Genomic DNA, 24,863 nt, shown 5'->3' on the forward strand with positions numbered 1-24,863 from the left:
ATGCGCCGCGGGGGTGGAAAACCCGAGTTTTCCACATGGAATTCCCGGGAATTCCGCCTGCAGCGGGTTTTGATGCGCGGTGGTGCAGAATAAACGATTTCGCTCTCCGGGAGCGGTGGCTAAAGCTTCGGCCTGAAATTCCGCACCACCCTACACCATCTTTCCGCCCGGCGGCACCGCCGGGCAGCGCCCGACCCGACCCCATGGGGCGGGCGCTTCTCGCCCACCCCTCGGCTCGGGCGATGCCCTACGCGCACTGCATATGTGTTGCAGATGAAATGGGCGATGCTTCAGCCCAGAAGGATGATGGTGGATTGGCCTGCACCGCGTCGCCTTGCGTGGATATCGGCCAGATCCGGGTCGTTGATCCAGGCCATGGCACTGTCCCGGTCGGGAAATTGCAGAAGGGCGGCCATATCCGGTGCGGCATCCCCGCCCTCCAGCCGGGTGATATCGGGGCTGGCGGCCGCGACCTGCCCGCCATGTTTGGCCAGTGCCCCGGCGGCAACGGCACGGTATGTCGCAAGTTGCTCGGGATCGGTGATGGTGAGGGTTGCAAAGGCGTTGATCATGGTCTGACCTCCTGTTCTGAGAGACTGGCCGGACCTTACCTTGCCACGCGGCATGCAAAAACACGTGTCTTTGCATTCATTGCATGCAAATATGCATGTATGCGTGTGGGATGGGATGATCTGCATATGGTTCTGATGCTGGTGCGCCATGGCACATTGGCGACAGCAGGGCAGGCCGTGGGCGTGGCCTATACCACCGTGGCCCGGCGGGTGCAGCGGGCCGAGGCGGCATTGAACACGCCGCTTTTCGACCGGCTCAGCGATGGCTATCACCCGACCGAGGCAGGGCGGGCGGTGGCCCGTTATGCCGCCGAGATGGAGCAGCGCGATCTGGCCCTGCAACGCGAGCTGGCCTCGAACGATCAGACCCTTGTCGGTCCGCTGACCGTCACCGCGCCGGAATTGCTGATCGGCCCCTATATCGCGCCGGTTCTGGCGCAACTGGCCGATACCGAACCGGGGATCGATGTCTCCATCCGCGCGACCAATGATCTGCTGGATCTGTCCCGCCGCGCCGCCGATATCGCCATCCGCATCAGCCGCAACCCCGGTGACAGCCTGACCGGTCTGCGCCTGGCGGAACAGCACAGCGCCAGTTTCGCCGCGCCGGAGATGGCCGAAGCGCTTGCGCAAAACCCGGCGGATGAGGTGCAGTGGATTCTCCACAGTTCGGCCCTTGGCCCGCCCCGTGCCTCGCTGGAGCGCTATCCGAACGCCCGTGTCCGGTTCCGGTTTGACGATATGGTTGCGGTGATCGGGGCCGCGCGCGCAGGCCTGGGTGTTGCGCGGATGCCGAGGTTTCTGGGGCGCAGCGAACCCGGGCTGGTGCAGGTGCCGGTGCTGCCGCCGCAGCCCTATATGGATATCTGGGTGGTGGCCCATGCGGATATCTGGCGGTCCAGACGTGTGGCGGCCTTTCGCAAGGCGCTGGTGCCCTATTTCCGGGCGCGCCGGGCAGAATTCATTGATGCCTCGGCTGGGTGATCTGTCGTCAGCTCCAGCTGACATCGCCCAGAAAGATATACCCCGCCCCATAGATGGTTTTGATCAGTTGCGGGTTTTTCGGGTCTTCGCGCAGTTTGGTGCGCAGCCGGGAAATCCGCACATCCATGGCCCGGTCAAAGCTTTCGCCGGCGGCTCCGCCAAGGGTTTCCTGCATCTGCTGGCGGGAGATCAGGCGCTTGGGGGCGTCCAGAAACAGGCGCAGCACTTCGCCCTCGGCATGGGAAAAGCCGATTTCCTCGCCTGCGTCATCGACCAGAACATAGCGGTCGAAATGGGCCGTCCAGCCGTTGAAACCAGCGGTGTTACCGGCCTGTTCACGGGATTTGCCCTGCCGCAGCCGGGCGCGGACGCGGGCCACCACCTCGGCCGGGTCGAAAGGTTTGATGATGTAATCATCGGCACCCAGTTCCAGCCCGGTCACCCGGTCCTGAACCTGGGCCCGGCCCGAGATGATGATGATCGCGGCCCCCGATTCAAGGGCCAGCCGGTGCACCACAGCCAGACCATCGCGATCCGGCAGGCCCAGATCGACCAGGCAGACATCCGGGGTGGCGCTGCGCAAGGCGGCCTCGAATTCGGTTGCGCGGGCATAGGCGGCGGTGCGAAACCCCGCCTCTGTCAGGGCCTCGGACAAGAGGGTGCGGATCTGCGGTTCGTCATCCAGTATCGTGACCAGCGCACTCATGCCACGGCCTCTGCGTGAAACAGATGGCTCAGCGCTGCGATATCCACCGGTTTCGACAGAACCGGCCAGCGGGCCGCGCCTTTCTGGCGCAGGCTATCACCAGGTGGGCGTGCGGTCATCAGGGCCAGACGCAGATCGGGATGGATGACCTCGATCTGTTCCAGCAGGGTGACGCCATTGATCTCCCCTTCCAGATTGATGTCAGACAGAACCCAGCCCAGACCCGGCAGATCGGTCAGCGCGCGGGCTTCCTCGGCGCTGGCGGCCTCGATCACCTGATGGCCCAGATCGGTCAGCATATCGCGGATCGTGGCGCGCAATTCGGCGCTGTCTTCGACCAGCAGAACCAGATGGGTGCTGGTGTCACGATCTGCCCGGCGCAGCGGCAGGCGCAGGGTCACCTCGGCGCCCGCAGGGGTATTGGCCAGTTTCACCGTGCCCCCGGCCAGTTGCGTCAGGTCATAGACCATCGACAGGCCCAGGCCCGACCCTTTGTCACCCTTGGTGGTGAAAAACGGGTCCAGCGCGGCGCCAAGCGCGGGTTTGGAAAACCCCGGGCCGGTATCGGCAACGCTGATTTCCAGCCAGGTATCGGGCACCGTGCGGGCATGCAGTGTGATATCGCCGCCCGCCTCTCCCAAAGCGTCGCGGGCATTCAGCACAAGGTTCAGCAGGCTGTCCTGAAGCGACCCCGCATCCAGCAGCAACAGCCGGTCCGGGTCCAGATCGGTGATGATGGTCAGGGTGATGGCATCGGGCAGGGTGGCGCGCGCCAGAGGTTCAAATGCGGTCAGAAGCCCGGCCAGATCGGTTGGAACCGGGTGGATTTCCCGCGGGCCGGACATGCGTGCGATCTTGTCCAGCAGCATGCCGCCCCGGCGGGCGGCGGCGGCGGTGGCGCCGGTCAATTCGGATGCGCCGGGGGGCAGGGGCAGTTTGTCGAGCCGGCTTTGCAGCCCCAGAATGATGGTCAGCAGATTGGCGAAATCATGGGCCAGACCATTGGTCAGCTGCGCGGCCAGTTCGCGTTTATGGGTCTGGCTGAGCGCGGCGCGGGCCTGGGCCTCTTCGGTCACATCGGTGGAGAGCAGATAGACCCCCTCGATGGTGTCGCCCGACCCCTGATCGGGGGTGAAAGCGGTGCGGATGCGACGGCCGCTTTCAGGTTCGGTGAATTCCAGGACCGTCGGCGTGCCTTCAAGCGCGCGGGCCACCTGTGGGTAAAGCCGTGCTGCGGTGGCAGGGCCAAGCGCCTCGTGCATATGCAGGCCCACGATATCGCTGGTCCGGCCGGGCAGAAGCGCCGACAGGCGGCGGTTTGTGTATGTATAGACCTGATCCCGGTCCACATGGGCGATATGGGCGGGCATCATTTCGGTCGTCAGACGAGTGCGCGCCTCCATCTCCGACAGGCCGCGCTTGGCCTCTTCCATCTGCGCATTGCTGGCGGCCAGTTCGCGGTTGGTCTGGGCCAGCCGCTCTGCATGGGTCAGAAGCTGATCCGACAATTCCTCGGAATGGGCGCGCAGCAGTTTTTCCTGACGTTTGATCTCGGTGATATCCGTATAGACCGTGACCCATCCGCCCTCGGGCAGGGGGGAGCCCTCGACACTGATCGTCCGCCCGTTGGAGCGTTGCCGTTCCATGTAATGGGCCACGAAATCGCGGGCCTGATCGACCCGGTCCTGCACAAACTGTTCCGGGTCGTCGATCTCGCCATATTCGCCATGTTCGACCAGATAGCGGATCGTGTCCTTGAACCGGGCGCCCGGCGTGGTCAGGGTTTCTGGCAGGCCGAACATGGTTTGAAAGGGCCGGTTGCAGACCGCCAGCCGCAGATCGGCATCATAGATTGTCAGCGCCTGCTGAATCAGGTTCAGCCCCGCGCGGGTCATCTGGCTGGTGATGTCGGTTCGTGCCATTCCGGGCTGCCTCCACTTTCCCATCGCTGGCACCGGGGCGGGGCGCCCGTCAAGCCTGCTGGGGGTGCTGTTACAATTCGTTAGGTTTGGGCAAAAGTCAGGCAAAAGTTGACGTCGAAAGATTTTGGGCCACGATAAATCTGCAGAGAGTCGCGACAAAACCGCGATCCGTGGTGCCGGGACAGCCCGGCGAGGGGAGGACATGACTTGGTTGATATAACCGCGGCTGCGGGTATTCCCGCATCTGTTCCGGCGCTTCTGGCGCGGAACGTGGCGCAATTCGGTTCAAAACCCGCCTACCGGGAAAAGGAATTCGGCATCTGGCAGACCTGGTCCTGGGCCGAGGCGGCCGAGGAGATTGACGCCATTGCCTATGGCTTTCTGGCCCTTGGGGTGAACCGGGGGGACCATATTGCGGTTATCGGGCGCAACCGGCCCGCGCTTTACTGGTCGATGGTGGCCGCCGAGAAGGTGGGGGCGATCCCGGTGCCGCTGTATCAGGATGCTGTTGCCGAAGAGATGACCTATGTGCTGGGCCATTGCGGCGCGCGTTTTGTGATCGCCGGGGATCAGGAGCAGGTCGATAAGGTCATCGAGGTGCAGGAAACGGTCACCTGCATCGAACATATCATCTATCAGGATGCGCGCGGTCTGCGGAAATACGACCATTCCAAACTGCATGCGCTGGCCGATATTCAGGCCGAGGGTCGGGCCGCCCATGAACGTTTCGCGGGGGAGCTGATAACCCGCGAGGGGGAACTTGGCTGGAACAGCACCTGTGTGATGCTGTATACGTCGGGCACCACGGGCAAGCCCAAGGGCGTGGTGCTGAGCAATGAAAACATCATTGCCACCTCCAAGAATTCTGCCGAATTTGATGATCTGCGCCCGGGCGACGAGGTGCTGGCCTATCTGCCTATGGCCTGGGTTGGCGATTTCATCTTTTCCATCGGTCAGGCGATGTGGACGGGGTTTTGTGTGAACTGCCCCGAAAGCCCCGAGACGATGATGTCCAATCTGCGCGAGATCGGGCCGACCTATTATTTTGCGCCGCCCCGCGTGTTCGAGACACAGCTGACCAATGTGATGATCCGCATGGAGGATGCAGGCAATTTCAAGAAACGCATGTTCCGTTATTTCATGGATCACGCCAAACGGGTCGGCCCTGCTTTGCTTGACGGCAAGCCGGTGGGCGCGGTGGACCGGCTGAAATACCGGCTTGGTGAGATGCTGGTCTTTGGCCCGCTGAAAAACACCCTTGGCTTCACCCGGGTGCGGGTCGGCTATACGGCGGGGGAGGCGATCGGGCCGGAAATTTTCGATTTCTACCGGTCGCTCGGGATCAATCTGAAACAGCTTTACGGCCAGACCGAGGCCAGCGTTTTCATCACCCAGCAACCCGATCATGAGGTGCGCCCGGATACGGTTGGCGTGCCCTCCCCCGGTGTGGAAATTCGCATCGCCGAGACTGGCGAGGTGTTCTATCGCTCTCCCGGGGTGTTCGTGGAATATTACAAGAATGCCGAAAGCACCGCCTCGACCAAGGATGCGGATAACTGGGTGGCCACGGGGGATGCGGGGTTCATCGAACCCGATACCGGGCATTTGCGGATCATCGACCGGGCCAAGGATGTGGGCAAAATGGCGGATGGCCGTCTGTTTGCACCGAAATATGTCGAGAACAAGCTGAAATTCTTCCCGAATATTCTGGAGGCTGTGGTTCTGGGCAATGGCCGTGATCATTGCACCGCCTTTATCAATATCGACCTGACCGCCGTGGGCAACTGGGCCGAGCGGAACAATATCGCCTATGCCTCCTATCAGGAACTGGCCGGGCATCCACAGGTGCTGGATACGCTTCAGACCCATGTGGAAGAGGTGAACCGGAGTTTGGCGCAGGACGAGATGCTGTCGGGCTGCCAGATCCACCGGTTTCTGGTGCTGCACAAGGAACTGGATGCCGATGACGGGGAACTGACCCGGACCCGCAAGGTGCGCCGCCGGATCATCGAAGAGAAATTCGAGGATCTGATCGCCGCGCTCTATGACGGGTCCGGCAGCGTCTATACCGAGACCGAAGTGACCTATGAGGACGGGCGCAAGGGCAAGATCGCCGCGACGCTGGCAATTCGTGACGCCGAGATTGCCGATGAGGTCACAGATCAGAAGGTGGCCGCCGAATGAGCCTGATTGCCATCGCGTTCTTTCTGCTTGGTTTCGCCGCCTCCTGGGTTGCCGGGCGCTATATCGCCCGCGGGGCTGCGGCGGTGCAGGGCGGTGCGATTGGCGTCTGCGGGGTTGCGGCGCTGATCTATGGCATGCCCGGGGTCTGGGCCACCAGCGTCACCTGGGCCATTGTTGCGCTGCTGGTTTACGGGCTGATCGGGGCGCTGATTTTCCGCTCTGGTCAGGCGGCACGGGAGAAAGCGGAATGAAAGATATGGGTGTTGAGGGCTATGTCACCGCAGACGGGCGCCAGATCGGCGGCGTGGTGATGGAAATGCGCAACATCACGCTTCGTTTCGGCGGTGTGGTGGCGATCAAGGATATCAGTTTCGACATCCGCGAAGGTGAAATTCGCGCAATCATCGGGCCGAACGGGGCGGGCAAATCCTCGATGCTGAATGTCATTTCCGGGTTCTACAATCCGCAGGAGGGCGAGGTCTGGTATCGCGGCGCCCGGCGCCCGGCGATGCGCCCCTATCAGGTGGCGCGCCAGGGCATTGCGCGGACCTTCCAGAACATCGCGCTGTTCGACGGGATGAGCGTGCTGGACAATATCATGACCGGTCGTCTGAACCATATGAACGCCACATTCCTTGATCAGGCGCTGTGGTGGGGCAAGGCACAGCGCGAAGAGGTGGAGAACCGCGAAAAGGCCGAAGAGGTCATTGATTTCCTGGAGATCCAGAATATCCGCAAAACCCCCGTGGGCCGGCTGCCCTATGGTCTGAAGAAACGGGTGGAACTGGCCCGGGCGCTTGTGGCCGAACCCAGCATCCTGCTGCTGGATGAACCCATGGCCGGCATGAATGTGGAGGAGAAGGAGGACATGTCGCGCTTCATCCTCGACGTGAATGACGAGTTTGGCACCACCATCGCGCTCATCGAACATGATATGGGCGTGGTCATGGACCTGTCGGATCGGGTTGTGGTGATGGATTACGGCAAGAAGATCGGCGATGGCTCCCCCGATGAGGTGCGCAACAACCCCGATGTGATCGACGCCTATCTGGGGGTGGCGCATGACTAGACCTGATATGCCACTGATACATTTCACCCCCCTTACAACGGTCGGAGGCCCCCATGCCTGAACAACTCGTCTTCGCGATGGAGGTCACGCTGAACGGTCTGATGACCGGGGTGATGTATTCGCTTGTCGCCCTTGGTTTCGTGCTGATCTTCAAGGCCTCCGGCATCTTCAACTATGCCCAGGGGGTGATGGCGCTGTTCGCCGCGATGACGCTGGTGGGCATTCAGGACGGGCGGGTGCCGTTTGCCCATCTTATCAACGAGATTTTCGGCACGGATGTGCATTATTTCGGCTGGGAGGTGCCGGCACTTCTGGCGATCCTGCTGACCGTGGGGGTGATGATCCTGTTTGCGCTGTGCGTGCAGAAGGTGATTTTCAAACATCTTGTGGGGCAGGAACCGATCATCCTGTTCATGGCGACCATCGGGCTGGCCTATTTCCTGGAAGGGGTCAGTGATCTGATGTGGGGCTCGGAAATCCGCAATCTTGATGTGGGTCTGCCCCAGGGCATCAATGATGCGATTGACCAGACGACCTTTGATCTCTTCGGATACGGGTTTTTCATCGACAATCTGGATATCTGGGCAACCGGGATTGCCGCGGTTCTGGTGGGTGGGCTGATCGCCTATGCGCAATACACCAAGAACGGGCGTGCGATGCGGGCGGTGGCCGATGACCATCAGGCGGCGCTGAGCGTCGGGATTTCGCTGAATTACGTGTGGATTCTGGTCTGGTCGCTGGCGGGCATCGTGGCGCTGGTGGCGGGGATCATGTGGGGCTCCAAATCGGGTGTGCAGTTCTCGCTGTCGCTGATCGCGCTGAAGGCGCTGCCGGTGCTGATGCTGGGTGGTTTCACCTCGATCCCCGGTGCGATTGTCGGCGGGTTGATCATTGGTGTGGGCGAGGCGCTGTTTGAGTTTTCCATCGGCCCGCTGATCGGCGGTGCGACCGAGAACTGGTTTGCCTATGTGCTGGCGCTGGTCTTCCTGGTGTTCCGGCCCCAGGGCCTGTTCGGCGAAAAAATCATCGAGAGGGTGTAGGCGGATGCCCAAGCTGATCGCAATTCTGAATGTGGTGGCCTGGTCCGGGTTCTGGGCCTTTGGCTATCTGGCGCTGTCTGTGGATCGTGCCGAGACCGGGCAGATGATGGTGGCACTTGTGCTTGCGGTGATCGGCGCGGGTCTTGGGCTTTTCGCCTATCTCTGGCTGGTCCGCTATTCCGAGCAGACCGGATATGCCAAACGGCCCAATCGCGGCATCCCGACATTCGATGAAGAGGAGGCGGCCTGATGTTTTACCGTGAAGCCGGTGATTTCAAAACCACCTATGCCGCCGACAACCAGACTTTCCCGATCGCCTTTGACAGGTATCGCTATTATTTCGTCCTGTTCGTCGCCCTCGGGATCATCCCTTTCGTGATCAATGATTACTGGGCCAGCGCCATTCTGCTGCCTTTCCTGATCTATGCGATTGCCTCGATCGGGTTGAACATTCTGACCGGCTATTGCGGGCAGGTCAGCCTGGGCACGGGGGGGTTCATGGCGGTGGGGGCCTATGCATCCTACAAGCTGATGACCGCCTTCCCCTGGATGGACATGATCTCGGTCACGCTTTTATCGGGGGTAATGACCGCGATTGTGGGGGTGATGTTCGGCCTGCCAAGTCTGCGGATCAAAGGGTTCTATCTGGCGGTGGCGACATTGGCGGCGCAGTTCTTTCTTGTCTGGCTCTTCAACAAGGTGCCGTGGTTCTACAACTATTCGGCCTCGGGCCAGATCAGCGCGCCGGAACGGATATTATTCGGTGTGGCGGTGACCGGACCGAATGCAGAGGCCTGGGTGAAATACCTGTTCTGCCTGGGGTTTGTCTTTGTGCTGGCCTGGATCGCGCGGAACCTGACACGCGGGTCCATCGGGCGGCAATGGATGGCGATCCGCGACATGGATATCGCCGCCGAAATCATCGGGGTCAGCCCGCTGAAGGCCAAGCTGACGGCGTTTGCGGTGTCGAGTTTCTATGTTGGGATTGCGGGCGCATTGCTGTTCACCGTCTATCTGGGCGCGGTCGAGGTGGGGGAGGCTTTTGGCATCAGCAAATCCTTCCTGGTTCTGTTCATGGTCATCATTGGCGGGCTCGGCTCGATCTTCGGTGCGTTTGCGGGGGCGGCCTTCATGGTGCTGCTGCCGGTGGTTCTGAAGGTTCTGCTGGTCGATACGGTGGGGCTTGATACCGCCATCTCGACGCATTTCCAGTTTGTGATTGTCGGTGCGCTGATCATGTTCTTTCTGATTGTCGAGCCCCATGGCCTGGCCCGTCTTTGGGCGCTGGCCAAGGAAAAACTGAGATTGTGGCCCTTCCCGCATTGACGGGCGGGCCGCTCTATACGACCGGGCGCGAAGCCCGGCACCATTATCGGATCAACCAAATGGGAGGAGTACCCCGATGAAGAAACTATTGACCCTTGCCGCAGCCGGCATGATGGCGGCCAGCCCCGCGCTGGCGGATCTTGTGTTCCCCGATCTGTCCTATCGGACAGGGGCCTATGCCGCGGGCGGCATCCCGTTTTCCGACGGCTATCAGGATTACATGACGCTTCTGAACCAGCGCGACGGGGGCATCGGCGGCGTGATGACCCGCATTGTCGAATGCGAAACCGCCTATAACACCGAACGGGGCGTGGAATGCTACGAATCCACCAAGGGTGAGGGCGCCCTGGTCTATCAGCCGCTGTCGACCGGGATCACCTATCAGCTGATCCCGCGCACCACCGCAGATGGCATCCCGCTGCACACCATGGGGTATGGCCGGACCTCTGCCGCCAATGGCCGGGTGTTCAGCCATGTGTTCAACTACCCGGCGAATTACTGGGATGCGGCCAGCGTGATCATCAACCAGTTGATCACAGAAAATGATGGCTCGCTGGAAGGCAAGACCATTACGCTGCTCTATCACAACTCGGCCTATGGCCGGGAGCCGATCCGCACGCTGGAAACCCTGGCCGAGATGCATGGTTTCACGCTGACGCAGCTGGCCGTGGACCACCCGGGCCAGGAGCAGGGCAACCAGTGGCTGACCATCCGCCGCGAGCGCCCGGATTATGTGATCATGTGGGGCTGGGGCGTGATGAACCAGGTTGCGATTCAGGAGGCCGCCAATATCCGCTTCCCGATGGAAAACTTCATTGGCAACTGGTGGGCCGGGGCTGAACATGATGTGGAGCCCGCAGGCATGGCCGCCAACGGGTATCGCGCGCTGAACATGAATGTTCTGGGCGATCTGCCGGTGTTCGATGACATCCAGCAATATGTGCATGATGCAGGCATGGCCGCCGGTGACGGGTCCAACCTGGGTTCGGTGCTGTACACACGGGGCATGTATGCGGCGATGCTGGTAGCCGAGGCAGCGCATGCCGCGCAGGACATGCACGGCGTGGCCGAGATCGACGCGTCAATGATGCGCGACGGGATGGAAGCGCTGAACATAACCAATGCACGGATGGAAGAACTGGGCATGCCCGGTATCGGGCCGGAGTTTGCCGTATCCTGCGAAGATCATGGCGGCACCGGCATGGCCCGGATGCAGCAATGGGATGCGGAAGCCGGCACATGGGTCACCCTGACCGATTTCATCGCGCCGGATGACAGTGTCACCCAGCCTTTGATCGAGGAAGACAGCGCCGCCTATGCCGCCGAAAACAATATCGAGCTGCGCTGCAACGACAGCTGACCAACACATTCCCCGGCGGCTTATCCGGGCCGCCGGGGAAGATGCGTATTTGGAACAGGAAGAAGGCAGGGCATCTGAACGATGTCTGCCGAACTGGGAGCGCCACAGGATGCTGGATGCAAAGACCCATGGGGAAGGACAAACCCCTGACCCGGATGCGGCGGAAACGCTTCTTGAGGTCAATAATATCGAGGTCATCTACAATCATGTGATCCTGGTGCTGAAAGGGGTCAGCCTGAAGGTGCGCAAGGGCGGCATCACCGCGTTGCTGGGCGGCAACGGGGCGGGCAAGACCACAACCCTGAAGGCGATTTCCAACCTGCTGCATTCGGAACGCGGCGAGGTCACCAAGGGTTCGGTCCAGTATCGCGGTGAACCGGTTCAGGGGCTTGGGCCATCGGCGCTGGTGGAACGCGGTGTGATCCAGGTGATGGAAGGCCGCCATTGTTTTGAACATCTGACGGTGGAAGAGAACCTGCTGACCGGGTCTTACACACGCAAGGACGGGCGTGGTGCGATAGATGCGGATCTGGATCTGGTCTATAGCTATTTCCCGCGCCTGAAAGAGCGGCGCAAAAGTCAGGCGGGGTATACCTCGGGCGGCGAACAGCAGATGACGGCGATCGGCCGGGCGCTGATGTCCAGGCCCGAGACGATCCTTCTGGACGAGCCGAGCATGGGGCTGGCCCCACAGCTTGTCGAAGAGATTTTCGGGATTGTGAAGGATCTGAACGAGAAGGAGGGTGTGAGCTTCCTTCTGGCCGAACAGAACACCAATGTGGCGCTGCGTTTTGCCCATTACGGGTACATTCTGGAATCCGGCCGGGTGGTGATGGATGGCCCCGCCGATGACCTGCGCGAGAACCCGGATGTGAAGGAATTCTATCTGGGTGTGGGCGATGACGGGCGCAAAAGCTTTCGCGATGTCCGGTCCTATCGCCGCCGCAAACGCTGGCTGAACTGATGAGGGATGCGGTGACACAGTTTTTCGACACTCTGGAAACACGCAGCGCGGATCAGCGCGCAGCCGATCATCTGGCCGCATTGCAGGCGCAGATTGCCCGGGTTCTGGCCGCGCCCGATACCTGCCTGCCCGGGATCGGCGCGGTGGCAAGCCTGGACGATCTGGCCAGATTGCCGGTTTTGCGAAAATCGCAGCTTGGCGCCTGGCAGCAGGCGGCCCCGCCCTTTGGCGGCATTCCGGTGACCAATACCGCCCATGTGTTCCAAAGCCCCGGACCGATCTATGAACCCGGCGGCCTCAGCCATGACTGGTGGCGGATGGGCCGGTTTCTGCATGCGGCGGGGATTGGCGCGGGCGATGTGGTGCAGAACTGTTTCGGCTATCACCTGACGCCCGCGGGGATGATTTTTGAAAGCGGCGCCCGGGCGGTGGGGGCCACGGTGCTGCCCGCCGGTGTCGGCCAGACCGAGTTGCAGGTGCGCGCCGCCAAAGATGTCGGGTCCACCGCCTATGCGGGGACACCGGATTATCTGAAAGTGATCCTTGATAAGGCTGATGAGATGGGCGTGGCGCTTGCCATCACCAGGGCCGCTGTGGGCGGGGGCGCCCTGTTCCCCAGTCTGCGCCAGGACTATACGGATCGCGGGATTTCCTGCCTGCAAAGCTATGCCACGGCGGATCTGGGCAATATCGCTTACGAATCCCCCGCGATGGAGGGGATGATCATTGATGAGGGCGTGATCGTCGAGATCGTGCGCCCGGGCACCGGTGATCCGGTGGCGCCGGGCGAAGTGGGTGAGGTTGTGGTGACCACGCTGAACCCGGATTACCCGCTGATCCGTTTCGCAACCGGGGATCTGAGCGCGATATTGCCCGGTCAAAGCCCCTGTGGCCGCACCAATATGCGGATCAGGGGCTGGATGGGGCGTGCCGATCAGACCACCAAGATCAAGGGCATGTTCGTGCGCCCGGAACAGGTTGCCGATTTCGTCGCCAAACACCCCGAGATTGCCCGCGCCCGGGTGACCGCCAGCCGCGAAGGCGAAATGGATATGATGCTTGTGCAGATCGAGGCCGAGGGCGGCGCGGCAGAGACCTATGCCCGCAGTGTGACCGACAGTCTGAAACTGAAGGGCCGGATCGAACTGGTGCCCCCCGGCAGTCTGCCCAATGATGGCAAGGTGATCGACGACCAGCGCAGCTATGAGTAAAATGGGCCGGGTTTTGAGACGGCCCTGACGGCCCTGTCAGAGTTTTCCATTCAGATCACAGGCAAACCGCTTTAGGGTGGCCCGGTCGCCGGTGGAACCGGGCGGAGCGATGCTTTGTCCTGCAAGACATGCCGGCAACAGATGGGCAGTTCTGAACCGGGTAGGCGGCGATGCGGGCGGTGATGATCCAGGGCACGGGCTCTGACGTGGGCAAGTCGATGCTGGTGGCGGGCCTGTGCCGGGCGGCCCGGCGCCGGGGCCTGTCGGTCGCGCCGTTCAAGCCGCAGAACATGTCAAACAATGCCGCCGTCACCGCCGATGGCGGTGAGATCGGGCGGGCGCAGGCCCTGCAGGCCCTGGCCTGCGGTCTGGCACCGATAACCGACATGAACCCGGTTCTGCTGAAACCCGAGACCGATACCGGCGCGCAGGTGGTGGTTCAGGGCGTGCGTTTCGCCTCGGCCTCGGCACGCGGGTTCACAGAGATGAAACCGGCATTGATGGCCGCCGTTCTGGAGAGTTTCGGGCGCCTGAAATCCACCCATGATCTGCTGATCGTCGAAGGCGCGGGCAGCCCGGCAGAGGTGAACCTGCGGGCCGGGGATATTGCCAATATGGGGTTTGCGCGGGCGGCGGATGTGCCGGTGATCCTTGCGGGGGATATCAACCGGGGCGGTGTGATTGCGCAACTTGTGGGGACACAGGCGGTGATTGACCCGGATGATGCCGCGCGGGTGGCGGGCTTCCTGATCAACAAGTTCCGGGGCGATGTCAGCCTGTTCGATGACGGCTATCGCTTTATCGAGACACGGACCGGATGGCCCGGTTTCGGGGTGCTGCCCTGGTTCCAAGATGCCTGGAAACTGCCGGCGGAGGATGCGTTGTCATTGCAGGCACCGGCGCGCGAGGGCGGGGTGCACATTGTCTGCCTGGCCCTGTCGCGGATCGCGAATTTCGATGATCTGGACCCTTTGATGCAGGAACCCGGCGTGCGGTTGACCATGCTGGGGCCGGGGCGTGCACTGCCCGGTGATGCGGATCTGGTGATCGTGCCGGGCACGAAATCGACGCGGGGCGATCTGGCGTTCCTCAGGGCGCAGGGCTGGGATATGGACCTGATCGCCCATCACCGGCGTGGGGGTCATGTTCTGGGGATCTGCGGCGGCTATCAGATGCTGGGTCGGGTGGTGGCGGACCCGGACGGGATCGAGGGCCCGGCGGGAGAGACCGCCGGTCTGGGCCTGCTGGATATTGCAACCGTGATGACGGCCGAGAAGCGGCTGAGTGAGGTGGAGGCCCGACATATGGACAGCGGTGCCGCGTTTCAGGGGTATGAAATACATATCGGCCAAAGCGACGGGCCCGACAGGGCGCGGCCCTTTGCATATGTGGCAGGCGTGGCCGAGGGCGCGATAAGCGCCGATGGGCGTGTGCAGGGCAGTTATCTGCACGGCATGTTCCGCGATGACGGGTTTCGAGCCGCCTGGCTGGACCGGTTTGGTGTTGCCGCCCGGGATGACCCCTATGGAGAGGGCGTGGAACAGACCCTGGACGCGCTGGCCGATCATATGGAGGCGCATCTGGATATCGGCGGGCTGCTTGGGCTGGCGCGGTAAGGGGAGGCGGTTTGTGCCTGTATCGGCCTCAAATCATGGGGTTCCGACCTGGCATTTGAGGCCCATACCACAAGAAAACTGGCGAAATGTTTCAGTCCGTGATAAAGGTTAACGCAATGTGCTCAAAGAAGCGCTGTTTTGAGGTGAAAATCCGGGACATCCTGCCCGCGTTTTACGTGGCTGCGTCCCGACTGACAGGATGTTGACATGAGCACAGCGACCGCCTCGGATCATTTCTTTCGTGCGACCATGAGGCATTTTGCCGAGTTGAGAAGCTCGGGGCCTGATCAGGGCACATCACAGATTCCGTTCCCGAAAGATTGGTTCGATCTGCCCCAGGATGTCCTGGCCGATTTCGGGGCGCTGGTCTTTCTTGCCTCGTTGACTGATTATCATCGCCTAAGACAGCTTTCGGATTTGTTTACCAGTTTCGAACCGCCGCTCAGATTGGGGCAATACAAGGTGTTCCGGTCAAACGGGTATCCGCGTGCGGTGATAACCTGGGCCGGCTTGGGGCCAGAACAGGAATATGGTTTTGCGGTGGATCACAAACCGCTGCGGCCCGAAGACTGGAACAGCGGTACCTCGCCCTGGCTGATCGATTTCATTGCCCCGTTTGGCCATATTGATCAGATCGTTCCTCATCTGACCGAAAATCCCGATCTCCTGCATGTCAGAACACTTTGGCATAACAAGCCGGGCACACGTTACCGGATTGTGGAATGGAGCCGACCCGCAGGTGAAGCCGAGGTGCGGGTGAAATCTTATGGGGTCGGGCAATTCAAACGTTTTCTGAATGGAGGCGGCGATGGGCACACCCCCTGATATCGGTGGCGATACGTCTGGAAGTGTCGAAGAAGACAGCGGTCTTCTGGTGACGGGCGATCTGGATGATGTCAGCGGCAATACGGCTGCTGACACATGGACGATCCAGAGCGGCGCAACCTATGGTACGGCCAGCATTGACCCGACCACAGGGGTCTGGACCTATGATCTGGATGACACCAACGCGGTGGTTGATGCGCTGGATGCGGGCGAGACCCTCACGGATACGTTCAGGGTGCGTCTTTCTGACAGCCGGGGCAATGACACAGAAACCGTGACGATCACGATTACAGGGGTGCCGTGTTTCATGGTTGGCACGCGCATCAAAACGGCCAACGGCCTGCAGGCCGTGGAAACGATCGGTGCAGGTGATACGGTGCATACCGATGATTGCGGGTTGCAGGACGTTCGCTGGGTCGGGCGCCGAAAGGTCAGCCATTCCGAGATGGTCTGCGATGAACGTTTGCGCCCCATACGGATTGCAAAAGGCGCCTTCGGAGATGGTCTTCCGTTAAGAGATTTGCTGGTGTCCAGGCAGCATCGGATACTGGTGCGGGGTGCCTGTGTGCAGCATCTGTTCGGAGTGGATGAGGTGCTTTTGTCAGCGGTGAGATTGCTGGGGTTCAAGGGTGTGGATGTCGTTCTGCCAGAGGCGGATATCGAGTTTTGCCATATTCTTTTCGACCGGCATCAGGTGGTTTTTGCCGAAGGGGTTGCATTGGAAAGCCTGCTGTTTGGCAAACAGACCCGGCAAAGCCTGGCCTGGCGATCCGTTGCCGAAATCACGTCACTTTTCCCCTCTGCCGCGGATCAGACAGGTCTGTCGCTGCCGGCGCGTCCAATCCCGGACATGAGGGCACAAAAACAGTTTGCAAGGCATTGGCGCCCGGAGCATGGGCCGTTCATCAAGGCTTTTGAAGGCCAGTATCACATGGATATAGCCGCGAGTGAATAAACGGGTTACCTCAAACGCAGAGCGCTATAAACGATTTCTGCGATAACGCATATGATATGCAAGCTGACATAACCTGCGTAACGGGCAGGATCACGTGGCAGTTTCCACTTGCGCCTCCTCATGCCGTCCCGGCACTCCCCAACAAAAAAGCCGCCCCGGGGGCGGCCTTTTCAGTTCTGGCGCTCTGGCTCAGCCCTGGCGGGCTTTGAACCGGCGCTGCGTTTTGTTGATCACATAAACGCGGCCCTTGCGGCGCACGACGCGGCAATCGCGGTGGCGCTGCTTGAGCGAGCGGAGCGAGTTTCTGACCTTCATGGGTCGTCTCCTTCGTCGCGGCGCGGCGATGCGCCTTAGGGTTAAGCCCTTGAAAACAGGGCATGGATGGTGGGCGATACTGGGATCGAACCAGTGACCCCTTCGATGTCAACGAAGTGCTCTACCGCTGAGCTAATCGCCCGTGTGACACCGAGACAGGACCAAACCGCAAGACGGACCGATCCGGCACCCGCCGCACAGTGAAGCCGCTCTATAAAAGGAGTCGGGGGGTGGTTCAAGGCTTTTCAAAGTCTTTTGGCAATGGCGCGAATCCGAGTATATCAGACCAAGGAAGGGCCCTCTATGTCGCGTCACCCCTATCGCCTTGATCTGCCGGAGACCGTGACCACGCCCGTGGTTGTGGCTTCTCCGCATTCGGGCCGGTATTACCCGCGCGGCTTTACCCGGCAGACGGTGCTGGATGAACGCACGATCCGGTCTTCGGAAGATGCGTTTATGGATATGCTGGTGGCCGAGGCCCCGTCTTTCGGGGCGCCCCTGCTGGTGGCGGAATTCCCCCGCGCCTATGTCGATCTGAACCGCAACGCCGATGAGCTGGATCCGGGTGTTGTGGCCGGGTTGAGACGGCCATCGCAAAACCCGCGGATCAGTTCCGGTCTGGGTGTGATCCCCCGGGTGGTGGCCAATGGCCGGGTGATCTATCGCGGCAAGCTGAGCCTGGAGGAGGCGGAGGCGCGGATCGCCCGGGTCTGGCACCCCTATCATGGACGTCTGGAGGATCTGATCTGCGAGGCCCAGATCCGGTTCGGCCAGGCGATCCTGCTGGATTTCCACTCGATGCCGCATGAGGCGCTGAACAGCACGGCGCGCCCGGGGCAGCCCCGGCCCGAAGTGGTGTTGGGGGACCGGTTCGGGGCGTCCTGTGATGGCGCGATTGTTGGGGAGCTTGAGGCGGCATTCGCAAGCGCGGGTCTGGTGGTCAGCCGGAATGCGCCCTTTGCGGGAGCATTTGTGACCCAGCATTACGGACGGCCGTCCCGGGGGCGCCATGCGATCCAGATCGAGATCGACCGGGCGCTTTACATGGATGAGACGCTGATCCGCCCAAACGGGAATTTTCAGAATATGAAGGCCTTGATCACCGAGGTTCTGCGCCGGGTGACCGGGTCGCAGATGGGTCAGATGCCCCTGGCGGCGGAGTAGACCCGTTGAAGCCCCGGTACGGGTGGCGGCGGCAGGACGCCTCCGGCGGGCGTATTTGGGACAAGAAGACGCGGGCGGTGATTCCGTGGCGGGGGGGGGTTAGCGCAGGGCGCGGCCCTTGACGATGGCGTCTTTGCCGAACCGGTTGCGGATGGCGTCGGTGGCGCGTTCGGCCTCATAGCGTTTGGCCTGTGCCGGGTCGAACAGATTGCCGGAGCGGTCCGCCTGATCGGCGGCGACCAGATCAGACAAGCCCACGCCGAGCAGGCGATAGGGTTTGGTGTGATCCACCGCGTCGAACAGCGCGCGCGCCGTGCGATAGATGCGATCGGCCATATGGGTGGCGTCGCCCAGGCTGATGCGGCGGGTGATCTGGGTGAAATCGGCGCGTTTCAGTTTGAGCGTGACAACCCGGCCCGCGATGTCCTTGGCCTTGGCGCGGGCGGCGACCTTTTCGGTCATGCGCCAGATATGACCGTCGAGGATATCGGGGTCTGAGATATCATCGAAAAAGGTGGTCTCGTTCGAGATGCTTTTCACCACCCGGTCGCGTTTGACCCGGCGGCTGTCTTCCCCGCGGCTGAGGGAATAGAGCCTTTCACCCATCGTGCCGAACCGGTCAGCCAGCGCTTTACGGTCCCATCGGCGGAGATCGGCGAAGGTGCGGATACCCGCCTTGTGCAGGGAGGCCTGCCCCGCCTGGCCGATGCCCCAGATCATCCTGACCGGTTTGTCGGTCAGGAAATCCGTGGTTTCGGCCTGACCGATCACTGAAAACCCCTGGGGTTTATCCAGATCCGAGGCGATTTTCGCCAGGAATTTGTTGTGGCTGAGACCGATGGAGCCGGTGATGCCAAGTTCGGCCTGCATGCGGTTCACCAGCCCGGCCAGCATGGCGGCGGGCGGTTTCCCGTGCAGGCGGGCGGTGCCGGTGAGATCCATGAAGGCCTCATCCAGGGACAGGGGCTCGATGGCGGGGGTCAGGTCTTCCATCATCGCGCGGATCTGGCGGGATATCTGGGCGTAAACCTCCATCCGGCCGCGCACCACCACCGCCTCGGGGCAGAGTTTCAGGGCCTTGAACATGGGCATCGCGGATGTCACGCCTTTGATTCGGGCAATGTAGCAGGCGGTGGAGACGACACCGCGTTTGCCGCCGCCGATGATGATCGGCTTGTCGCGCAGATCGGGATTGTCGCGTTTTTCGACCGAGGCATAGAAGGCGTCGCAATCCATATGGGCGATGGAGAGGTCGTACAGCTCAGGGTGGGAGATGATACGTGGCCGCGCGCAGGCCGGACAGCGGGTGCCGGTCTCGAACGTGGTCAGGCAATCGCGGCAAAGGGCGGGCATGGCGGGGTCTCTGTCGGCCTTGGCGGAAGCGGTTTGTCGGGCGCGTCGATCCTTTGGAGCGGTCTCTGCCGTCGCGCCTGTACAACGCGTGTTGCGAGATCGCCGGATAAAAGCAGAACACACTATAGGCAAAACACCTGTCACGCGTCTATATAGCGGATATGAAACCCGAGGATAACATAATGGATTTTAATCAGCTTATTTCAGAGCTTCTTGGCGGCAATATCGTGATCCTGCTGCTGGCAGCGTTCATCATTCTTTGCATCTTTCTGGGTGTTCGGATTGTACCGCAGTCTGAGCAACATGTGGTGGAACGGTTCGGGCGGCTTAAATCGGTGCTGGGGCCGGGGATCAATTTCATCATCCCGTTTCTGGACCGTGTGGCCCACAAGGTCAGCATTCTGGAACGACAGTTGCCCAATGCCAGCCAGGATGCAATCACCAGCGACAATGTGCTGTTGCAGGTGGAAACCAGCGTCTTCTACCGGGTGCTGGAGCCCGAAAAGACCGTGTACCGGATACGCGATGTGGATGCGGCGATTTCCACCACTGTGGCGGGTATCGTGCGGGCCGAGATGGGCAAGATGGAACTGGATGAGGTTCAGTCGAACCGAAATCAGCTGATCTCGGAAATTCAGCGCATGGTGGAAAGCGCGGTGAATGACTGGGGGATCGAGGTCACCCGGGCCGAAATTCTTGATGTGGCGCTGGATCAGGCCACCCGTGAGGCGATGTTGCAGCAGTTGAACGCGGAACGTGAACGCCGGGCGCAGGTCACCCGCGCCGAGGGTCAGAAGCGCGATGTGGAATTGCAGGCGGATGCGGAACTTTATGCCGCCGAGCAGGATGCCAAGGCGCGCCGGGTTCTGGCCGATGCCGAGGCCTATGCGACCCAGGTGGTCGCGGCGGCGATTGCCGATCACGGGCTGGCGGCGGCACAGTATCAGGTGGCGCTGAAACAGGTCGAGGCGATTTCAGCCGTTGCCAAAGGCGACGGCTCGCAGACGATCATTGTGCCGGCGGATGCGGTCGATGCCTTTGGCAAGGCGTTTCAGATGCTGAAAGGGCACACATGATGCTTGGTGAATGGTGGGTCTGGATGGCAGGCGCGCTGGTTCTGGCGGTGGGGGAGGTGTTGCTGCCCTCCTTCATCCTGCTTGGGTTTGCCATTGGCGCGGGCGTGGTCGGGTTGATCCTGCTGATCGGCGGGCCATTGGCGCTTTGGCTTGCGGGATCGATGCCGGTGATGATGCTGGTCTTTGCGGTGATGTCGCTGGTGGCATGGCTGTTGTTGCGCCATTACATCGGGCTGCGGCGCGGGCCGGTGAAAAGCTTTGACCATGATATCAATGACAATTGAGGGCTGAGGCCGGGGATCTCTGTGGGGTTCAAACCGTTTTATAGAGCGTCGGCCTGAAAAAATTCTGAACCACCCCACATCACCCTTCCGCCCGGCGGCAGCGCCCGTACCGCCCCCCTGGGCGGGCGCTTCTCGCCCACCTCTCGGCTCAGACGCTGCCCTCTGTGCAAGGCATATATGTTGCAGAATTTCAGGACGATACCCTAGGCGGCGTCTGCATTTAGCTGATCCATGCCATTGCGCATGCGAGGTCTATGAATCCCTTGAATGAACTGACGGTCTTCTCGCAGCGCAGAGCGATACGTCGGAAGCGTTTGAGTTTGTTGAAGTGAGGAGGATCGGGCAACAGTCCAGTGGACTGTTGCCCCGACGCAAGTCGACGAGGTGGCGTTCCTTGTAGAGTTCCCAATCGATGAACCGGTCTTCGCGCCGGGTCGGGTTTCGTTTGATATGTGCAGTCGCTCCCAGATCATTGGCAATGAACTGACGGAGGTGATCGGCATCATAAGCGGCATCCATGATGATGTGCTGCGCTTGTGTCATACCCTCGATCAGCCCGCGCGCCTGCGGACTATCTCCCCATTGGCCGGGGGTGATTGTGAAGCGGATCGGCAGGCCGAGCGCATCCACAGCAGCGTGTATCTTGGTGGTCAGACCGCCTTTGGAGCGGCCAATACCGGCAGCTTCAAGCCCCCATTGACCGGCAGGCGATTGCGCAAGCAATCTGCCGAGAGGGGTTTTGAGAGGTGGCGTCCGCATGCGTCTTGCAGATGGTGGCGTCGACAAGCACGTATTCGAAGTCCGGGTCTTGGCTTAACGCTTTGAAAAGATTCTCCCAAACCCCCGCAATCGTCCACCGCCTGAACCGGGAATGCACTGTGCGCCAGTTGCCCAACTCGGGCGGCAAGTCCCGCCACGGGGACGCCCCTCGCGCTAGCCACAGGATCGCATCAAGGAATAACCGGTTGTCAGCACCCGTGCGCCCCCGGTCCCCTTGCTTGCCCGGAACCAAAGGTTCGATGATCGCCCATTGCCTGTCTGTCAAAACCCGTCTGCTCAAGATCGCCTCCCGTTTTTGATCTTGAATCAGAAACAGGACTGAATGGGAATCCCCTAAATGCAGACGCCGCCTAAAGCACGCTGCCTTAAATTTGAATCACAAATACCCTGCCACGCTTCGCGTTCTCGGGACATTTGTGATGCGCGATGTCTCAGGTTTAAGGCAGCATGCTGTAGCGGTTCGGCACACGCGCCTGCGGAGACTGCATTTCAGCCGCAATCGCCTGTGCTGCGGCGCGCGGGTCTTCGGCCTGCCAGACCGGGCGGCCCACCACGATATGATCCGCCCCTTCCGCGATGGCCTCGGCCGGGGTGGCCACCCGTTTCTGATCTCCAAGTGCGGCACCTGCGGGGCGAACCCCGGGGGTGACGATAAGGCGGTCTGTCGCCTCGGGCAGGGCGCGGATCATGGATGCCTCCTGCGGGGAGGCGATGATGCCATCGGCCCCGGCCTCGAATGCGCGGGCGGCCCTGTCCACCACCAGATCGGGGATCGTGCCATCGCGGATCTGGCAGGCATCCAGATCGGGGCGGTCAAGGGAGGTCAGGATCGTGACGGCAAGAATGTTCAGGTTGCTGCCTGCCGCCCCCTCTTTGGCGGCGCGCACCACATGGGGGTCGCCATGGACGGTCAGGAAATCCAGATCGAACCGGGCCAGACCGCGCACCGCCGCCTCGATCGTGGCAGAGATGTCGAACAGTTTCATATCAAGGAAAATGCGCTTGCCGTGATCCTGTTTCAGCTCATTGGCGAGCGCCAGCCCGCCCCCGGTCAGCATGCCCAGCCCGATCTTGTAGAACCCGGCCGCATCGCCGATGCTTTCGGCCAGTTTCAGGCCCGACACCGCATCGGGCATGTCCAGCGCAACAATCAGACGATCATCGGTCATGGGCCCCCCTTTGCTTTGTGATTTTCTGCCCCGTGATTAGGGCACAGTGCCATGCCTGTCTATCTGCCATGGGCAAAAAAAGACCCGGATGCGGGGGAGATGGCCGCGATCCGGGTCAGGGGCAGACAATTGGGCCAGAGAGGACCCCGAAATCTGCAAGTGGGCAGCGACCTGAGTTTGGCCGCAGACCCGAGGGAACTTAATCAGTCTGGCGCAGCGCGGCCTGGGTCAGACCCTGGCTGATCTGGGCAAATCCGGCTTTCCGGGGGCCGGGCCAGAAACAGGCCAGATGACGCGGCAGCGGGGTATCTTCAAGCTTGGCCAGAGCCAGAAACCCCTGGCGGCGGGCGTCATAGACAACGGTGTGAAGGGTGATGCGGGGCATAGGCTTTCCTTAAATTCTGTCCGTAAGACGACTGCGCCGTCCGTCAGGTTCAAAAAATTTCAGAACCGGCGGGCAGAAATATTGAGATCGCCCCATTCATCCTGCGGGATCGCGCTGTCTGGGTTGCGGATGTCGGTCACGGCCCAGAGATCGCCATCGAAGCCCAGATGGGCGGGATGAATTTCCTGCGGGTCGGTTGACCGGGCCCGAAGACGGACGACCCGGCGGTCCCGCACGGCTTCTGCCATGGCGGTGACATACGGGTCTTGTGTCAGTGGACCGGTCTGGATCGAGAACCGGGCGGTGGCATCCGCGCAGCGCCGGCGCGTGGTGTCGGGGAAGCTTTCGATCAGTTTCGCCCGGGCGCTTTCGAAGGCGGATGCCATATCAAGTTGACCCAGGGCCGGGTGCGGGGCGGACAGGTGCAGGGCCAGCGCCTCGGCCTCATCCGCATCAAGGCCGGTCAGGCGGGTGCGATAGTTGAACCCCAGTTCGATCCCGCCCTGATTGCCCTGATATACGATGACCGGCAGGCCGGCCTCGGTCATCGCATCCACATCGCGCAGGATGGTGCGGGGCGCCACCTCCAGCTCTTCGGCGAGCTGGACAGAGGTTTGACGCCCCCGGTTCTGGAGGATCAGCAGAAGACGAAGCAGACGGGAGGCGCGCATGGGGCCGATTTAAACATGACATAAGATGTCATGTAAGGGGGGCTAGACCCGATATGCGAACAGAACGGAGAACACATGCGGTATTATGAGATAAAGCGGATCATTGCGGCCCCGCCAGAGCGGGTATGGTCGGTGATCACAGATGCCACACGATTGGCCGATGGCACATTCAGCATCCTGAAGATCGAGGGAGAGATCGTGGCAGGACAGAAGATCACCCTCTGGTCCGAGGTGAACCCGGATCAGGGGTTTCGCATCGGTGTGAACCGACTGGACGCCCCGCATGAAATGGTGTGGTCCAGCGGGATGCCCCTGGGCCTGTTCCGGGGCACAAGGCGGTTTCGCCTGACACCGGTTGCGGCGGGCACGGAGTTTCATATGCGCGAAGACTATACCGGGCCGCTGGCCGGGATGATCTTCAAACAGATCCCCGACCAGAATGCGGCGTTTGAAATATTTGCAAACGGGCTGGAAGCGGCCTGCGCAGGTCAGGAGGCCGGCAGATGATCATCTATGGTGAGGGCACGGCAGAAGACCCCTGGCGGCTGACAACCCCGCCGGGCAGTTCGCAATACGAGGTCTGGCGGGATGAGGCCGCAGACCCGCCTGCTTTGGTGGTGCAGGTGGGCAAGACGCGGCTGAGCTATCAGTTGCGGGCGTTGGAAGATGCCAGCGCGATGCTGCGGGAGCGGGACGACTGGGTCGATCTGGGCAATGCGGATGAGGGCAAACCGGTGAAAGACGGCACGCTGGAGGCCTGGGCACGGGATATCGGCAACCCGGTGGGCGGGTATTACGGGCTGCGCAAAGGCTATCGCGGACGATTTGCCAATTATGTGGGGCCGGTGCTTGAATTGCTGGGGCTGGCGGAACTGGAACACAAGCCGCGCGGCAATCGCATCCGGGCGCGGATGCCGGATTGACTTGGCAAA

Annotated in this window: 26 protein-coding genes, 1 tRNA gene and 1 pseudogene; 18 read left to right on the top strand and 10 right to left on the bottom strand. The window is 61.4% G+C overall.

Going from position 1 to position 24,863, the window contains the following annotated elements; all coding sequences use genetic code 11:
- Positions 1-290 precede the first annotated feature (290 nt).
- The gene (locus E2K80_RS18120) at positions 291-572 is read right to left on the bottom strand and encodes a DUF1330 domain-containing protein (protein WP_135376273.1); all 282 of its coding nucleotides are present in this window, start codon (positions 570-572) and stop codon (positions 291-293) included.
- Positions 573-671: 99 nt separating this feature from the next.
- Here E2K80_RS18120 and E2K80_RS18125 point away from each other — a divergent pair, with 99 nt between their 5' ends.
- Entirely contained in the window at positions 672-1,556 is an 885-nt protein-coding gene (locus E2K80_RS18125) for a LysR family transcriptional regulator (RefSeq protein ID WP_168193237.1), read from the top strand.
- Positions 1,557-1,563: 7 nt separating this feature from the next.
- On the opposite strand, the gene E2K80_RS18130 is transcribed toward E2K80_RS18125, so the two are convergent.
- Together E2K80_RS18130 and E2K80_RS18135 are read right to left on the bottom strand one after the other, a co-directional pair.
- A complete protein-coding gene (locus E2K80_RS18130) occupies positions 1,564-2,262 on the bottom strand; it encodes a response regulator transcription factor (protein WP_135376274.1) in 699 nt (232 codons plus the stop codon).
- A complete protein-coding gene (locus E2K80_RS18135; RefSeq protein WP_238475585.1) occupies positions 2,259-4,184 on the bottom strand; it encodes a PAS-domain containing protein in 1,926 nt (641 codons plus the stop codon). The genes E2K80_RS18130 and E2K80_RS18135 overlap by 4 nt, the downstream gene beginning before the upstream one ends.
- 207 nt (positions 4,185-4,391) lie before the next feature.
- Between E2K80_RS18135 and E2K80_RS18140 the strand changes: the two genes are divergently transcribed.
- The 12 genes from E2K80_RS18140 (at position 4,392) to E2K80_RS18195 (ending at position 16,734) form a co-directional block, all read left to right on the top strand.
- A complete protein-coding gene (locus E2K80_RS18140; RefSeq protein ID WP_210405406.1) occupies positions 4,392-6,368 on the top strand; it encodes an AMP-binding protein in 1,977 nt (658 codons plus the stop codon).
- Positions 6,365-6,619 (top strand): hypothetical protein, encoded by a 255-nt coding sequence (locus E2K80_RS18145; protein ID WP_135376275.1) that lies wholly within the window; start codon positions 6,365-6,367, stop codon positions 6,617-6,619. The genes E2K80_RS18140 and E2K80_RS18145 overlap by 4 nt, the downstream gene beginning before the upstream one ends.
- A complete protein-coding gene (locus E2K80_RS18150; RefSeq protein ID WP_135376276.1) occupies positions 6,616-7,437 on the top strand; it encodes an ABC transporter ATP-binding protein in 822 nt (273 codons plus the stop codon). The genes E2K80_RS18145 and E2K80_RS18150 overlap by 4 nt, the downstream gene beginning before the upstream one ends.
- Before the next feature lie 53 nt (positions 7,438-7,490).
- On the top strand, positions 7,491-8,477 hold the full coding sequence (locus E2K80_RS18155; protein ID WP_135376277.1) for a branched-chain amino acid ABC transporter permease: 987 nt from the start codon (positions 7,491-7,493) through the stop codon (positions 8,475-8,477).
- A gap of 4 nt (positions 8,478-8,481) precedes the next feature.
- Entirely contained in the window at positions 8,482-8,727 is a 246-nt protein-coding gene (locus tag E2K80_RS18160; RefSeq protein ID WP_135376278.1) for a hypothetical protein, read from the top strand.
- A complete protein-coding gene (locus E2K80_RS18165) occupies positions 8,727-9,803 on the top strand; it encodes a branched-chain amino acid ABC transporter permease (RefSeq protein WP_135376279.1) in 1,077 nt (358 codons plus the stop codon). The genes E2K80_RS18160 and E2K80_RS18165 overlap by 1 nt, the downstream gene beginning before the upstream one ends.
- 76 nt (positions 9,804-9,879) lie before the next feature.
- A complete protein-coding gene (locus E2K80_RS18170) occupies positions 9,880-11,163 on the top strand; it encodes an ABC transporter substrate-binding protein (RefSeq protein WP_135376280.1) in 1,284 nt (427 codons plus the stop codon).
- 109 nt (positions 11,164-11,272) lie between these two features.
- A complete protein-coding gene (locus E2K80_RS18175; RefSeq protein ID WP_135376281.1) occupies positions 11,273-12,127 on the top strand; it encodes an ABC transporter ATP-binding protein in 855 nt (284 codons plus the stop codon).
- Positions 12,127-13,338 (top strand): phenylacetate--CoA ligase family protein, encoded by a 1,212-nt coding sequence (locus E2K80_RS18180; RefSeq protein WP_135376282.1) that lies wholly within the window; start codon positions 12,127-12,129, stop codon positions 13,336-13,338. The genes E2K80_RS18175 and E2K80_RS18180 overlap by 1 nt, the downstream gene beginning before the upstream one ends.
- Before the next feature lie 170 nt (positions 13,339-13,508).
- Positions 13,509-14,954 (top strand): cobyric acid synthase, encoded by a 1,446-nt coding sequence (locus tag E2K80_RS18185; RefSeq protein WP_135376283.1) that lies wholly within the window; start codon positions 13,509-13,511, stop codon positions 14,952-14,954.
- Between the two features lie 207 nt (positions 14,955-15,161).
- Entirely contained in the window at positions 15,162-15,779 is a 618-nt protein-coding gene (locus E2K80_RS18190) for a toxin-activating lysine-acyltransferase (RefSeq protein ID WP_135376284.1), read from the top strand.
- Entirely contained in the window at positions 15,763-16,734 is a 972-nt protein-coding gene (locus E2K80_RS18195; RefSeq protein ID WP_168193238.1) for a Hint domain-containing protein, read from the top strand. Before E2K80_RS18190 ends, E2K80_RS18195 begins: the two co-directional genes overlap by 17 nt.
- A gap of 189 nt (positions 16,735-16,923) precedes the next feature.
- Here E2K80_RS18195 and ykgO read toward each other — a convergent pair whose 3' ends face one another.
- Both ykgO and E2K80_RS18205 read right to left on the bottom strand, forming a co-directional pair.
- Positions 16,924-17,049: a type B 50S ribosomal protein L36 gene (gene ykgO, locus E2K80_RS18200; protein ID WP_010141322.1), complete on the bottom strand. Its 126-nt coding sequence runs from the start codon at positions 17,047-17,049 to the stop codon at positions 16,924-16,926.
- A gap of 67 nt (positions 17,050-17,116) precedes the next feature.
- A tRNA-Val gene (locus E2K80_RS18205) sits at positions 17,117-17,191 on the bottom strand.
- 161 nt (positions 17,192-17,352) lie between these two features.
- Here E2K80_RS18205 and E2K80_RS18210 point away from each other — a divergent pair.
- A complete protein-coding gene (locus E2K80_RS18210; protein ID WP_135376286.1) occupies positions 17,353-18,213 on the top strand; it encodes an N-formylglutamate amidohydrolase in 861 nt (286 codons plus the stop codon).
- A gap of 99 nt (positions 18,214-18,312) precedes the next feature.
- On the opposite strand, the gene E2K80_RS18215 is transcribed toward E2K80_RS18210, so the two are convergent.
- Positions 18,313-19,566: a DNA polymerase IV gene (locus E2K80_RS18215; protein ID WP_135376287.1), complete on the bottom strand. Its 1,254-nt coding sequence runs from the start codon at positions 19,564-19,566 to the stop codon at positions 18,313-18,315.
- Positions 19,567-19,748: 182 nt separating this feature from the next.
- Here E2K80_RS18215 and E2K80_RS18220 point away from each other — a divergent pair, with 182 nt between their 5' ends.
- Both E2K80_RS18220 and E2K80_RS18225 read left to right on the top strand, forming a co-directional pair.
- The gene (locus E2K80_RS18220; protein WP_135376288.1) at positions 19,749-20,642 is read left to right on the top strand and encodes an SPFH domain-containing protein; all 894 of its coding nucleotides are present in this window, start codon (positions 19,749-19,751) and stop codon (positions 20,640-20,642) included.
- Positions 20,639-20,926 carry an NfeD family protein gene (locus E2K80_RS18225; protein WP_338014561.1) on the top strand — a complete coding sequence of 96 codons (288 nt, stop codon included), beginning with the start codon at positions 20,639-20,641 and terminating at the stop codon, positions 20,924-20,926. Before E2K80_RS18220 ends, E2K80_RS18225 begins: the two co-directional genes overlap by 4 nt.
- A 220-nt stretch (positions 20,927-21,146) precedes the next feature.
- Here E2K80_RS18225 and E2K80_RS18230 read toward each other — a convergent pair.
- The 4 genes and pseudogenes from E2K80_RS18230 to E2K80_RS18245 form a co-directional block, all read right to left on the bottom strand.
- Positions 21,147-21,986: pseudogene (locus E2K80_RS18230) on the bottom strand (IS5 family transposase).
- Between the two features lie 157 nt (positions 21,987-22,143).
- Entirely contained in the window at positions 22,144-22,875 is a 732-nt protein-coding gene (gene pyrF / locus E2K80_RS18235) for an orotidine-5'-phosphate decarboxylase (RefSeq protein WP_135376289.1), read from the bottom strand.
- Between the two features lie 199 nt (positions 22,876-23,074).
- Positions 23,075-23,260 carry a hypothetical protein gene (locus E2K80_RS18240; RefSeq protein ID WP_135376290.1) on the bottom strand — a complete coding sequence of 62 codons (186 nt, stop codon included), beginning with the start codon at positions 23,258-23,260 and terminating at the stop codon, positions 23,075-23,077.
- A gap of 59 nt (positions 23,261-23,319) precedes the next feature.
- Positions 23,320-23,931, bottom strand: a complete 612-nt coding sequence (locus tag E2K80_RS18245; protein ID WP_135376291.1) for a helix-turn-helix transcriptional regulator — start codon at positions 23,929-23,931, stop codon at positions 23,320-23,322.
- Between the two features lie 75 nt (positions 23,932-24,006).
- Here E2K80_RS18245 and E2K80_RS18250 point away from each other — a divergent pair, with 75 nt between their 5' ends.
- Together E2K80_RS18250 and E2K80_RS18255 are read left to right on the top strand one after the other, a co-directional pair.
- Positions 24,007-24,438 (top strand): SRPBCC domain-containing protein, encoded by a 432-nt coding sequence (locus E2K80_RS18250; protein ID WP_135376292.1) that lies wholly within the window; start codon positions 24,007-24,009, stop codon positions 24,436-24,438.
- The gene (locus E2K80_RS18255) at positions 24,435-24,854 is read left to right on the top strand and encodes a DUF6855 family protein (RefSeq protein WP_135376293.1); all 420 of its coding nucleotides are present in this window, start codon (positions 24,435-24,437) and stop codon (positions 24,852-24,854) included. Before E2K80_RS18250 ends, E2K80_RS18255 begins: the two co-directional genes overlap by 4 nt.
- Positions 24,855-24,863: the final 9 nt, after the last annotated feature.

The organism is Rhodophyticola sp. CCM32, assembly GCF_004751985.1.
Classification (GTDB): Bacteria; Pseudomonadota; Alphaproteobacteria; order Rhodobacterales; family Rhodobacteraceae; genus Rhodophyticola.